The following is a 13172-nucleotide window of genomic DNA, read 5'->3' as shown; positions in this document are numbered from 1 at the left end:
CCAAGTACGGAGTCAAGGGGTTTAGCGATTGTTATTAGTTGTTTTCTGGGAGAAGGGAAGTAATAATCGGGCAATGTGCCTGTTCAGTGTTGCTTGCACATTGTTTCAGTAAATCATTAAGACTGGTTTCTAAGCGGCGTAGATCAGCCATTTTTGCACGAACACTGGCAAGTTTGTGGTTTGCTATACTTTGTACTTCTTGGCAAGAAGTCTCTTCCAGCATCAGCAAGTTAGCGATCTCATCCAAGGAAAACCCTAACTCTTGAGCACGTTTGATAAACCGAATGCGATTCAAAGTCGTCTCAGGATAACGACGATAACCTTTAACGGGTTTTTGGGGCTGTTCAATTAAGCCGCACCGTTCATAATATCTAACGGTCTCAACGTTTACGCTTGCCAATTTGGCAAGTTGACCAATTACATACATAATTTAACCGTATTGTCGGTACTGAAGTGGGTAGTAAAATTCTAAGTTGAAAGTACGAATATAACAAACAGTGTATCAATAGCGCAAAGTCTGCTGTTAGTTCGTTGAGATATTCAATATATTTCATATGGTTAAACTATTTTTTGGTCGATTTATCACGAATCGTGGCCGTACCTCTAGTTGCACTTTAGACACTACCGAAGAGCATCTCAGCGTGCTTACAGGAACAAGGGGAAAAGTATCGTGTAAAAACGAGAAACGCGTTGTTCGACAATTATTTGAAGCGCTTATCTTCGAAGGCTTAGTTGATTTCTGTTTTGAGGATGGACTTTTCACTTTTCAAGTGGGCGACAATTTTGTAACAGCTAATGGCCAACAAACGCTTTTCAGTCGGGTTCGTCTAGATGCCAATTCTATTAAGATAAACGGTGACCCTCTTACGTTATCTGACGCAGCAAAAGTTATCCATACGCTTCCTTGCAGCAGAGAAAGACAAAATAAGCTAGTCGAAGAGTTAAAACATACACTGTTACTTTGCCGCTGGAATCAACAAAACCTGCTACAACTCTCAAGTAGACGAGCACTGAGCTATATTCGCTTAGAATCTGCTCTGATTGAGGGCCACCCGTACCATCCATGCTTTAAATCAAGAAGTGGCTTTAGCATTGAAGACCACGAAAAATATGGGCCTGAAGCAAGCAATACGTTTAAGCTTCATTGGCTTGCAGTAAAGCGTGAATACTTGTCCGTAAATTTCAACGGTGAAGTTGAGCAAAGTTTTTGGAAAAGAGAGCTAGGCCAATCTACCTATAAAAATCTGTCTGACAGCTTACGTAAACACGGCGGGGATAATCTACGTTACTGTTTTTTACCGGTTCATCCGTGGCAATATAACAAGCTAAAGCCTTCTCTTGAAAAACCGTTATCAAACGGTGACGTTTATTCTCTGGGCTTAGCTGGAGACGATTATCAAGCCAGTATTTCATTAAGAACCTTGCTCAATACAAGTAACGTTAACAAAGCGAGCGTCAAACTGCCGCTCAATATCGTCAACACGTCCTCTTTGCGCACTATTGAACCTCATTCAGTTTGTACTGCGCCACATATTTCAAATTGGTTGACTAACCTAATAGCCGAAGATGAATGGCTACAAAGCCGTGATGCGCTATCTATACAAAGTGAATACGCGGGCATTGCGCTAAAGCAATCAGCGGATAGTGGAGAAAATGGCAGTTGGGCTGATGATTTATCCCCAAGCCTTAGTGTTATCTTTCGCGATGCCAGTGTGCTGAACGAACCGAATTATCAAACTGTACCATTCGCCGTACTTGCAAGTACCGAAGTTGACGGAAAGCCTTTCGTGGCGCACTGGATTGAGAAACATGGAGTAGAAAAACGGCTAGAAGCGCTTTTTAACACGGTTGTTCTTCCCGTCTGGCATTTATTGACTCATCACGGTATAGCCATTGAGGCACATGCTCAGAATACGTCCGTTGTACTGAAAGATGGATTACCTGTGAAAGTCATTCTGCGGGACTTTCACGAAAGTTTAGAGTTCGTGCCTGACTTTCTTGCGAACAAAAGTAACGTACCAGAATTCGATAAGATTAATCCAGAGTATGTTAACGCACCTGCCAATCTTTACTACTGGATGGAAGACGTCGAAGCCTTGCGAGAGCTATTTGTCGATACCGTGTTCGTCTATAACTTGACCGAGCTGTCGTTTCTTTTCTCTGAGCAGAATTATTGTGATGAGAACACTTTTTGGTCAAAGGTATGTAGTGTCTTACGTTCCTACAACGATAGTGGTGTGACGCCACATAGCCGAATTAACCGTCTCAATATATTTGAAACACAGGTTATTACTGAGTCGCTTTTGAAGAAAAAACTCTACGCAAGCAATGCGCATGAAGAGTTCCACCATACCATTACAAACCCTTTAGCAAAATTTGCCAAAGATACCTGCGGAGAATCGTATGCTTAGTATTGACGATAATGTCCTCTCAGCCCAAGACATCAGCTCGAAATTTAAAATATTTTCAAACGCCCCCTATCTGAGCTCAAAAAAGGGTAGTGTGGCTGTGTGCATAGAAAGCGTCAGCGACTGGCTTTCACTGTGTTTTTACGCGAAGGAAGCGGGCCTTACCGTGATGCCAATTAATGCCAGTACGCCAGAAAAACTAGCGAAAAAATACGCGGAAAATGCCGGTTGCTATGCCCTCATTTACCAAACTCTAAACAATGTAATTATATTCCCTAAAAACGAAAAGCCTGATAATACTCCAGGATTAATTCAAATGAGCTCTGGAACCACTGGTGCACCAAAGAGCATAAAACGGTCTTGGCGTAGTATCGATCAAGAGGTGTCTGCTTATGTTGCACATTTCAGTGCACCCAATTCAATGACTCCGGTGATTGCTTGCCCTGTTACTCATTCTTACGGGCTTATTTGCGGTATATTCGTTGGCCTTGCCAGAGGCAAGCATCCCAGAATCTTTACCAGTATAAATCCTAAACATTTGCTAAAAGCATTGCTCAAACTTGAGCAACCATTGCTGTATTCGTCACCGTTAATGATAGATACCGTATGTATGCTATGGCCCAAGACAAGCAAACTTCACGCTGTAATGACCTCTGGCACACTCATGTCAGGACCTGTCTTTGAGCGAGCCAAATCAAAAGTGGAACATTTTTATCAACAGTATGGATGTTCTGAGGCCGGGTGCGTTGCAATAAGTAAAACCTTTGAAAGCACAAATGTAATAGGCGAAGTCCTTCCTCACCTTAATGTTAAAGCAGGCAGCAGCCAAAGCGCTCCCAGTGAAATAGTTATCAAAATCAAACAACCGCTTGATGGACAATCGGCCGAAATTTATACCAATGATCTCGGTTATTTTGAAGACAAAGATGGTGTGCACCAACTGTGCTTCGTTGCCCGCCAAGACGATACCATTATTGTATCGGGGCTTAATGTGTACCCCAAAGACGTGGAAGACGTTGTTCTTAGTCACCCTGACATTGACGATGCCGTTTTATTTAAAGTACAGGACAGAAGTACAGGCTATCGAGCTTATCTTCAATTTTGCGCGCCACATCGTTATTCGAATGAAGATAAGGCCGCGTTGCGAAGTTGGTGCCACAAGCAACTAGCCACATATCAGGTGCCGTTCGATTTCATACAGGTTGATGCGATCAAGCGCTTACCCAATGGGAAAGTAAATCGCAACGAAATTGCAAAGAATTTCCAGTTAGAAGCAGAAACAACAGCAGCTACAGCCTAGAGTACGTTATGAATTCAGAGTCCTTAATAAACACAATTGAACACGTGCTGGCACATGACATGGATTGCAAGCACATGCAAAAATTTTCTCCACGAGCTCGTTTAAACGAAGATCTCTATATTGATTCAGTGTTGCTTATGCAGTTGCTTATCCATTTAGAGTTGAGTCACGATATTGAAATACCGGAAAGTGCAATATCTCAGGAGGATGTTAATACTGTCGAGAGCCTTGCTCACTTCATTTTATCTTATCAGCAAACCAACAACATTGAGGTAAGTGATAGTGTAGATGAAGTGCCGTTCGAAGACATTAAAGTCCACTGTTTTGTAAGCTGTTTGTGTGAATGTATAAAAGCATCCCCCAAAGTCGATCATCGTCCTTTTTATTTTGGTGTGTGGGACGCGGAGGTAGTCGTCAATGAAGACCACATGCTTGCCTATCACGACGAATCTATTAGCCACGGCTTTTTTATTCAATGGTATAAGGAAATTTATGGCGTAGAGGTTACCTCTTGGTATAACAATGAACAGACGAAAGCTCAGAACATTGCCAATTTGGAAAGGTTGCTCAATGACGCAACGCCTTCCCAGAACATCATGGTAATGCTAGATATGTACTTATTACCTGAGCGAGAAAATAAGTTTAACCAGAATCCTTTCCCTCACTATGTAATGCTGAAGAAGACGGAAGATACGGAACGGTGGCTTATGTTGGACCCAGACTTCAGGTGGGAAGGAGAGGTTAAGCGTAAGGATGTTCTCAACGCTATTTCATCACCACATGTTGCGGGGGGCTACGTATTTGATAGTAATCATATAACGCATTCTTCTCTGCAAGCTATTTCCAGTTACTTCAATGCTACATTTTTCCCTGAACACAACGTGTTAACGGATGCTATCCGGAAAGTCATTGTAGCTCATCAACAAAAACCTGCTGATAGAGCATTGCTGGGTAATGCCCTTAAGCAAATCCCCGTTCTTGCAATTAGGAAATATGCCTATGAACATGGCTTTGCTTTTTTCTGGAGAGACATTGGATTTCCAGAAGTAACATTCGAGCTCTGGTGTGATGAAATAGAAAAGCTGGTTTCTACATACAAAGCAATACAATACCGAGCGATCAAGCTCTCTGAATTAGCTAAAGAGAATCAAGACACATTACCGTTGTTTGATGAACTTTTCACATTACTCAATGAGCAAGATACCACGGAGAGAAAAATTAAATGTAAGCTTCAAACTGTGTACCAAGACTGGCTAGTTTTTCACAACCTTCAAGATAAAAAAGCTAACAATACCGCGGGCGTAGAAAACTTGGAGGCCGCCGTATGAATCTTTCAGTATGCACTATCACTTTTAGGCACCAACTTATCTCAATCGCCGAAATTGCAAAATGGTCTGTGGCAAATGGTTTTCAGGGGATCGAATTATGGGGTGCACATGCTACGAATTTAGAAGACCAACCCGAGTATGGGAAAGAGTGGCTCTCTAGCTACGCGTTGAAAACATCCATGCTAAGCGATTATCTGCCACTTTTTGATGGGAACGACGCTTTGTATTTTAAGGTTCATCGCCTCTGTCGTTTGGCTAAACACTGGGGGGCAACCAAGATTCGCACATTTGCTGGCAACGAAAGCAGCGCAGCCATACCTGAAGACCGAAAAAACCTGCTTTTCGAGCGGTTACAACTTGTCTGTGATTGGCTTAGCGACTATGGGCTTAACTTAGTTATAGAGACACACCCTAACACTTACGCTGACTCGGTGGGTTCTACCATTGAATTGTTTGAAAAAGTTAACAAAGACAATTTGCAACTAAATTACGATGTGTTGCATGTATGGGAATCTGGCGCTGACATTATTGCCTCTTGTGAACGACTCGCGCCATATATAAATCATTTTCACTTTAAAAACATAAGTAGCAGTAAACACTTAAGTGTATTTGCTCCAGACAATGTGTATGCCGCAGCAGGCTCGCGAGAAGGCATGGTTCCCATTTTCGACGGTGCGGTAGATTATCAAGGGTTTATTGAATATCTGTACTCGAAACCATCTCTGCGAAATATTGACTCTTCACTCGAGTGGTTTGGGAACAATTGCAAGAATATCCTCAGTCAGGACAGATATAAATTACAGAAAATGAGCCAGGCCGCGACTACCGCTCAAGCCATTTAAGTATAACTGCAGAAATATATACAAAAGGACTTGTCGATATGTTTTCGATTTCAAATGTTCTCGCTTTACAAGCCATTTTCTGGGGATGTACAGCGCTTTATTTTTCGTCGGATCACCAAAGAACGTTCACTCAATCAATGCCAAAGGCTTTAGGCAACACGCTTTTTGTTGCCACTATCGTGCTGGCGGCCTTTCTTCTAGGAATGCAATACAACGCTTGGGCAATGATCTTTTCTACGATTACCATGATTATTTTTAATTTAGCGCTAGTGACATTTACGGGTGCACACGAAAATCGTCCCTTAAGGCTACTTGCATATGGAACAGGCGTTAACGTTGTATTAGCGCTCATAGGAGGGGTTTGTGTGGCGTAAAACCTATCTGTCCTTTCTAATTGGATTACTACTTAGCACAAGCATCATTTTGAATCTTAACCACTTTTTACCATTCGATGTAGATGTCAAATTGCTGGTGGGTTACATACTTGGATTTTTGATTTGGGCGGGGTTAATGAGTTACTTTTTCTGTTTCGAAAAGACTAAAAAGCCAGCGCTTCAATGCCTTTCCGTTTTGACTTTTTCACTTGTGCTTAATGTACTAATTAAATTAGGAGTAGTTGCATGAAAGCCAGCGTGATTCGTTCAGCCTTGGAAGGTCACGGATGGATAGGGTTATTTATTTCCATTCCTCTATTCATCGTTTTTTGGGCAGGCTCTCTTACTTTGTTTTACCCGGAAATCAAAGCATGGTCTGTTCTACCTCATACAGAATATCGTTCAGTCTCGGACCAGCTGCCACTTAACAACATATTGGACACAGTGTTTTCAGAATATGATGTGAATACGCAACAAAGAATGTTTGTAGTCCTTCCAACTGAAACAATGCCTCTATACGAGCTTCATCTTCCAGTAAATAAAACCCCGTCGGCTAAAAATGCACTGACTTCAATTTATGTTGATCCGGTTAATGGAGAAAAGGTAGCGTCTATAGACAGTTTTCACTTAGCTGATTTTCTCTATGGCCTCCATATTGACCTGAATTTGCCACTGGGTGACCACATTGTCGGTATTGTGACCCTGTTTTTTACCGTTGTCATTTTCACTGGGCTAGTCGTTCAGTTCAAAAAGCTGATCACGCACTTTTTCTACTATCGAGGTGGCAACGCTACACTTCGATATCAACTTACAGACATGCATAACGTAGTAGGGGTCATGAGCTTACCCTATACATTCATGTACGCGCTTACCGGTCTAATGTTTAATTTAGGTTTGATTTCTCAGATTGTGACACTCTTGTTTATCTACGATGGAGACAGGACTGCGCTACTAAACGATACAGGGTTTCCAAGAGTAACCGAATCTTACACTGGCATTGAAAGAGAAATGCCAGACCTGAATACCCTTATAACTTCGTGGGAAGAGAAAGAGAATGCAAAAGCTTCCTCCCTCAGGCTTACAAACTATGGTGATGAAAACGCGCTAATTCGTATTATTGGGCAACATAGATCGAACTTTTCGCAACGGATAGATATGACCTCCCGTGTGCGTGAAAATGAATTTTCAGCAGATTTAAATCCCGCTGAAAGAAATGCCTTCGCCGATGGGACACGTTTTCTGTACGCACTGCATTTTGGGCACTTCGCAGGCGTCGATATAAGAATTGTTTTTTTCATACTCGGGCTGGGTGTATGCGGCTTAATTGTTGTTGGCAATATGTTGTGGCTTACTAAGTTTCAAAATAATCGCAGTATTTCTAGTCGCTTTAAACACAGCATATTTGCACTTACATTAGGTGGATGTGCTGGCATCGTGCCGGCGACAGCGTTTGCGTTTTTACTCGAGAGAGTGCTTGGTACAGATTTAAACAACAGGTCGTTTATTGTTGAAACTGCTTTCTTTGCGGTCTATGCCATATCGATCATAGGTGCGTTTTTCACTAAGCATGTACATTTAGCGATAAGCCGAACAGCACTGGCAAGCGGTCTCATTCTTGCACTTTTATCCCTTATTGAGGCACTTGGCCATAACCAAGCAATAATCCAATTTCTAAATAATGGCTACACCGGGCCTTTTTCAATTTCCTTCGTCTCTTTTGCTTTTGCCTGCCCGTTATTTTGGTTGGGTATAAAGTTTTCTGAGAAAGATGAAAAGAGCAAAGAATAGCAACATCAAACATTTAAAAGACAAAATAAAAACAAGTGAAAACTATGAAACTATTTTATGTACCTAGTCACTTTGGCACGCCAAGTATTAACAGGCAGAAAACTTTTGACGTAGCAAAAGGTGTTGCTGTTTTACTCATGGTTATGATCCATGTATTAGACTTTTATGGCTTACCTGAAGTGCGGTTTAGTGCATTTGGATCCACGGTAAAATTCGCATTGGGTTGGCCAGCAGCATCAATGTTCGTCTTTATCATGGGGATTTTTGTTGGCCTATCTCCATCATCGACACTGAAAGCGGATATCAAACGAGCAATATCTCTGTTTGTATTAGGTTACGCACTAAATTTTGTTCGCGGAACCATTCCCATGTGGCTTTCGATTAAAATTGGGCTCGTCACGTACCAAGATGTTGCTCCACACACTCCGCTGAGTGAATTTTTAATTGGTGATGTCTTTCAATTCGCAGGTATAGCGCTACTCCTTTGTACAGGATTGAAACATGCAACCAATAAAATCTCTATTTGGATCGGCACGGCTATTGCCATTGCGTTTTTATCACACAGCGTCTGGGATAGGTACACGTCACTACCTATACTCAATGAATTTTTGAAGCTTTTTGTAGGAAACGAAGAAGCGGGAGTTATGTTTCCTATTTTTCCTTGGGCGGCATACCCAATTGCTGGTATGGCATTTGGTCGCTTCTTAAAGCAACATAATAAAGGCACGTTAAACTTTGTTTGGTGCCTTAAATTAGGCGTAGTTTGTGTAATCCTCGGTACAGGGCTCACGCTCACTAACCCTGAATATCACATTGTAACAAACCTAAGAAGCGGTCCTGGTATTGTTCTTTTAATGACAGGTATCGTGATGCTTTTTATTTACACCACTCACATACTCGTTGAACGCTTTAAGCAAAATTATGTGGTTACGCTATTCGCTTTCTGGGGTAAAAACGTCACTGCACTATATGTTTTACAATGGATATTAATTGGATGGGGGCTAATGCTCGTTGGGCTGCAACAGCTTACAATGACATTTACTTTGGTAGCCATGATAGTTGTTTTGTTGGCCTGTCACTATCTAGTATTACCTTGGCATGAATATAAGGCTAAGAGTAGTAAAGCGTCAAAGCCCCATGTTTCTGCCGTTCCTTTGAAGCCTTGAATATAACGTTTGTATAACGCTACCTTTTCGGTAGCGTTATATCAATTTGTAAACCTCCAACGCCTGCTGAGTCAGCTATCAAGTGGTTAAACGCTTTGATTTTTCCTCCAACAGCGGTTATTTGCCGCTGCGCTAGTGCCAGTCCTAAACCAAACCCGCCGCGTTTTTGTCCAACAACATGAAGGCCATGAGACTTATCTACTCTAAAAAAAGGCTTAAAAATATCGCTAAGCATGCTTTCTGGAACACCATTTCCAAAGTCCAGGACGGAAAGCATATAGACATCTACATTTTGCTTTAGCGTTACAACAACACCGCTATGCTCTGGCGTATATTTAAGCGCATTCCGGATAATGTTCTCTATCGCTTGGCCGAGGGCTTGTTGACTACTCTTATCAATTACCGCGTTGTTAGGTAATTCGACATTTAGTCTTGTTTCGGAATACTCAAAAGCTGCATCGTCACAAATAACCTGAATCAATTCAGCAAGGTCAAAAGTCTCGGTGTTAAGTACAGGCGATTCATTGTTAAGCCAAGCAAGTGTCAACGTGTCTTCGACTAATGCCCGCATATTGTTGGATTCATAGCGAAGCCGAGTTAACGTATCACTGTCATTGATACCATTTTCAATAGTATCGATGGCCATATCCATACGCGTTAGCGGAGTTCTTAATTCATGAGACAGATCGGATAAAAGTTCTCTCTGGTTGTAAATTAATTTTCCAATTCGTGTGGCCATACCCTCAAATGTTACGGATAAGTTGAAGAGCTCATCGCTTCTATTGCTAAATGATTTACTAACGCGCACATCAAACTGCCCTTGACTGAAAGCTTTCGTGGCATGCTCTAACTTTCTTAATGGCACCATTACGTGCCTGTAAAGCACTAAACTCACTACACACAGAACGACAAAAGGCAGTGCGACCTTGAGCAAAATATCCACAAAGGTGAGATAAACACCCGGTCTCATTCGCTGGGGTAATTGGATTAATAGATGTGATTTCTCATCTAAGAAAGGAACCTCCATGATAGGGTTATATTCAAAGTAGAGGTGAATTTTCCATTCCACGCTGCGGCCTATTCTAAATTCATCAATGTACTTTTGAGGAATGACGCTTCCCGCAATAGGTTGAATGTTTGACTTTACTACTGCTGCCCATGTTTTTTCTTTATCTTGAAATTCATGAAGCCAGTTCGATAAACCCAATTCACCTTCTTTTCGGTAAATTAAATCAGCCTCTTTGCCATATTCAACGAGTTCACGCTGATCCTCTACTGATAGGTGACTCATTGTTGTTTCTGTATGTGCTGACAACCAATCAATAACCCAAATAAGAATAACCGTCCCTGAAGCTATAGTGACCAATAGCTTTCTAAATAACACTTTTTTCATGAGAATAAGTAGCCTTTGCCGTGCTGGGTTGCTAGACGAGTAGGGGACATTCCAGCTTCGATAAGTTTCTTTCGCACTCGGGACATGTGCATATCTAAGCTTCGGTCGTACCGGCTGAAACTTCTTTCCAGAACAGTTTGATAAAGTAATGGTTTGCTTAAAACCTCATTCTGATTTTCAAGCAGAACCCACAGAAGCTTAAACTGAGTCGACGTTAAATCTAGTGCTTTGCCAGCAAAATTGGCCTTCAGGTTTCTTCGGTCAAGTGTTATTTCGTCAACGACGATCGAGTTTCTCGTTACTTCATTTGATTTTACATTTAGAGAGCGACGCAATAATGCTTCAATACGAAGCATCATTTCCACAAAACTAAACGGCTTTGGCATGTAGTCATCTGCACCGTTACTATAGCCTTTTATACGCTCTTGTTCGGCACCACATGCAGTAACCATGATGACAGGAGTTTGTTTCCGTTTGCGAAGTTGGCTTAACAGCGAGAAACCATTTAGGTTAGGAAGCAATACATCTAAAAGAATAAGGTCGAACCTTTCACGAAGTGCAGTCACCAGACCTTGATTGCCGTCGTGGCATTGATGTACGTCGAAGCCTCGGTCTTTTAGCAAGGCAGCGATTTGTTTATTAAGAGTAATATCATCTTCAATGATAAGAATTTTTGTAGCGTCCATATTGATAACCTTAAAACTGTTTTAACCAATTTTGTTGATATTGATTATCATTATCAATAAGGTTTTATGCTAAGGCGGATCCTGCTAATTGAGTTGGGACAAATCAGAAAACACCTAACTGCCGTATTAAGTGAAATAAAGTTAATAAAAAGAGAAGAATGTGGAAGCCCCGATTACCGTAGATAGACTGCGTTTCCTTTTATACAGTGTAAAAGAAAAGCTTTGGGTAAAACCTCTTGGCTTTTGTTTGCTCTCAATCTTTGCTGTATTCGTCGCGAAAGTAGCAGACGGGACTTCATTGGCTGAGCATATTCCTGAAATAAAACCCGAATCAGTTGAAACACTGCTTTCAATAATGGCATCTAGCATGATGGTGATCGCCACGTTTTCTGCAGGTACCATGGTTAATGCTTATGCTTCGGCCAGTCAGTCGTCAACGCCGCGTTCTCTAAGCCTTATAATATCCGATGATGTATCACAAAATGCACTGTCAGTTTTCATAGGCGCATTTATCTATAGTGCTGTAGCGCTTACTGCAATGACTCAAGCTTTTTTCGATGAAGCCGGGCTTTTCATTTTATTTTGTCTAACCTGTCTGGCTTTTTCGATAGTTATTTTAACCTTTATCCGGTGGGTAGACAGCGTTGCACGATTAGGGCGCGTGGGGTCAACGTTATTAAAAGTGGAGCACGCCACGACGCGCGCAATTAAAAATAGAATAGATATGCCGTGCTTAGGCGCAGTACCGCAAGAGCAAATAAAAGAGCAGGGGACGCATGCCATTTATACTAAACAAGTGGGCTATATTCAGCTTATAGACATTGCCAAACTGCAACACTGGGCTAATAAAAACGACGGCTTTATCAATGTTGCCATGTTACCCGGTGAGTTTGTCTCTCCAGAGCGTGCCATAGCTTATTCGAATAAAAAGGTAGTATCAGATGAAATTGTTGACGCATTTACTATAGGTGAAGCCAGGTCCTTTGAAGCTGATCCTCGCTTTGGCTTTATCGTACTAGCCGAAATTGCATCTCGTGCATTATCGCCATCGGTTAATGACCATGGTACTGCAATAAATACCATTAGCAGCATTACACGCCTTATGTTGTTGTGGCACAAGCCCAAATCCGAAACTGAAACCGAAAACTCACAAAACGATAGCACTCAGCATGAGGAGTTTAAATATGACCGCATTTCATTGCCTACGTTAAATGTGAATGATCTTTTTGACGATGCTTACACCAGCATTGCCCGTGATGGTGCTGCTAATATTGAAGTTGCTATCCGAATACAAAAGTCACTAAAAACAATTAAAGCGTGCTTTAAAGATGGAGGTACAAGCATAGAAAGAGATTTTGTTGAGGCGGCGTCTAAGTTAGCGAAGCAAAGTTATGAACGTGCAAAGTTGGCATTGGATTACGAAGACGATATTAAGCGAATTGAGCGCGTTTATAATGATAACTAAACTTGTAAATTATTACTGCCAAAATCACTGCTAAGAATGCTGCTAAAAATGCTTAAAGTAAACAGCTAGCCAGTCTATATAATCTCTGCATACCACAAACCATGTAATCTACGTAAATGATCGATCGAGTTTATTTTTGTAGTTAATCAGATTTAATCTGATTAACTACAACTCAGATAAACACAGCAACATTCTAAATAGCTAAAAATCCACATTGAATAAATTAAAGCCTAGTATAAAAATTCAAAGACTGCGTCTTTCTGTTTGTTAGTTATACCCATAATTAATCAAAAAACTAACGTGACGCTACGTGAAATAAAATACATTTTGCGAGGTGTAGTGCTACAGATTTCACGTAGCGCACGATTTATAAATTCCATGTCTAAATCCAAAGTTCATAGCAACTTTCAATAAAAACCACT

11 protein-coding genes are annotated in these 13172 nt (G+C 41.3%); 8 read left to right on the top strand and 3 right to left on the bottom strand.

Translation table 11 applies throughout. The features are described from left to right. Positions 1–34 precede the first annotated feature (34 nt). Positions 35–427 carry an Hg(II)-responsive transcriptional regulator gene (gene merR / locus QME20_RS06720; protein ID WP_012801204.1) on the bottom strand — a complete coding sequence of 131 codons (393 nt, stop codon included), beginning with the start codon at positions 425–427 and terminating at the stop codon, positions 35–37. Positions 428–641: 214 nt separating this feature from the next. Here merR and QME20_RS06715 point away from each other — a divergent pair, with 214 nt between their 5' ends. The 7 genes from QME20_RS06715 (at position 642) to QME20_RS06685 (ending at position 9206) form a co-directional block, all read left to right on the top strand. Further along, on the top strand, positions 642–2411 hold the full coding sequence (locus tag QME20_RS06715) for an IucA/IucC family protein (RefSeq protein WP_281715667.1): 1770 nt from the start codon (positions 642–644) through the stop codon (positions 2409–2411). Continuing rightward, the gene (locus QME20_RS06710) at positions 2404–3708 is read left to right on the top strand and encodes an AMP-binding protein (protein WP_281715666.1); all 1305 of its coding nucleotides are present in this window, start codon (positions 2404–2406) and stop codon (positions 3706–3708) included. Before QME20_RS06715 ends, QME20_RS06710 begins: the two co-directional genes overlap by 8 nt. Before the next feature lie 74 nt (positions 3709–3782). Next, the gene (locus QME20_RS06705; RefSeq protein WP_281715665.1) at positions 3783–5036 is read left to right on the top strand and encodes a DUF6005 family protein; all 1254 of its coding nucleotides are present in this window, start codon (positions 3783–3785) and stop codon (positions 5034–5036) included. Beyond that, positions 5033–5878: a sugar phosphate isomerase/epimerase family protein gene (locus QME20_RS06700; RefSeq protein ID WP_281715664.1), complete on the top strand. Its 846-nt coding sequence runs from the start codon at positions 5033–5035 to the stop codon at positions 5876–5878. Before QME20_RS06705 ends, QME20_RS06700 begins: the two co-directional genes overlap by 4 nt. A gap of 38 nt (positions 5879–5916) precedes the next feature. Further along, positions 5917–6252 carry a hypothetical protein gene (locus QME20_RS06695; RefSeq protein WP_281715663.1) on the top strand — a complete coding sequence of 112 codons (336 nt, stop codon included), beginning with the start codon at positions 5917–5919 and terminating at the stop codon, positions 6250–6252. Positions 6253–6498: 246 nt separating this feature from the next. Continuing rightward, positions 6499–8040 carry a PepSY-associated TM helix domain-containing protein gene (locus tag QME20_RS06690; protein ID WP_281715662.1) on the top strand — a complete coding sequence of 514 codons (1542 nt, stop codon included), beginning with the start codon at positions 6499–6501 and terminating at the stop codon, positions 8038–8040. A 44-nt stretch (positions 8041–8084) separates the two neighbouring features. Next, entirely contained in the window at positions 8085–9206 is a 1122-nt protein-coding gene (locus QME20_RS06685) for a heparan-alpha-glucosaminide N-acetyltransferase domain-containing protein (RefSeq protein ID WP_281715661.1), read from the top strand. A 19-nt stretch (positions 9207–9225) separates the two neighbouring features. Here the strand turns inward: QME20_RS06685 and QME20_RS06680 are convergent, their stop codons facing one another. Next, on the bottom strand, positions 9226–10599 hold the full coding sequence (locus QME20_RS06680) for a sensor histidine kinase (protein WP_281715660.1): 1374 nt from the start codon (positions 10597–10599) through the stop codon (positions 9226–9228). Next, a complete protein-coding gene (locus tag QME20_RS06675; RefSeq protein WP_014949577.1) occupies positions 10596–11285 on the bottom strand; it encodes a response regulator transcription factor in 690 nt (229 codons plus the stop codon). Before QME20_RS06675 ends, QME20_RS06680 begins: the two co-directional genes overlap by 4 nt. Before the next feature lie 160 nt (positions 11286–11445). Here QME20_RS06675 and QME20_RS06670 point away from each other — a divergent pair, with 160 nt between their 5' ends. After that, the gene (locus tag QME20_RS06670) at positions 11446–12750 is read left to right on the top strand and encodes a DUF2254 domain-containing protein (protein WP_281715659.1); all 1305 of its coding nucleotides are present in this window, start codon (positions 11446–11448) and stop codon (positions 12748–12750) included. The last annotated feature ends 422 nt before the right edge of the window (positions 12751–13172 follow it).

The sequence above is a fragment of the Alteromonas sp. CyTr2 genome, from assembly GCF_947311905.1.
Classification (GTDB): Bacteria; Pseudomonadota; Gammaproteobacteria; order Enterobacterales; family Alteromonadaceae; genus Alteromonas; species Alteromonas macleodii.
This window is presented reverse-complemented; position numbering and strand designations above follow the sequence as displayed.

Bases quoted from the DNA above. Each gene is read 5' to 3' on its own strand.
- QME20_RS06690 (WP_281715662.1), top strand. From the start codon at position 6,499: ATGAAAGCCAGCGTGATTCGTTCAGCCTTGGAAGGTCACGGATGGATA.
- QME20_RS06695 (WP_281715663.1), top strand. From the start codon at position 5,917: ATGTTTTCGATTTCAAATGTTCTCGCTTTACAAGCCATTTTCTGGGGA.
- QME20_RS06680 (WP_281715660.1), bottom strand. From the start codon at position 10,599: ATGAAAAAAGTGTTATTTAGAAAGCTATTGGTCACTATAGCTTCAGGG.
- QME20_RS06675 (WP_014949577.1), bottom strand. From the start codon at position 11,285: ATGGACGCTACAAAAATTCTTATCATTGAAGATGATATTACTCTTAAT.
- QME20_RS06710 (WP_281715666.1), top strand. From the start codon at position 2,404: ATGCTTAGTATTGACGATAATGTCCTCTCAGCCCAAGACATCAGCTCG.
- QME20_RS06705 (WP_281715665.1), top strand. From the start codon at position 3,783: ATGCAAAAATTTTCTCCACGAGCTCGTTTAAACGAAGATCTCTATATT.
- QME20_RS06700 (WP_281715664.1), top strand. From the start codon at position 5,033: ATGAATCTTTCAGTATGCACTATCACTTTTAGGCACCAACTTATCTCA.
- QME20_RS06685 (WP_281715661.1), top strand. From the start codon at position 8,085: ATGAAACTATTTTATGTACCTAGTCACTTTGGCACGCCAAGTATTAAC.
- merR (WP_012801204.1), bottom strand. From the start codon at position 427: ATGTATGTAATTGGTCAACTTGCCAAATTGGCAAGCGTAAACGTTGAG.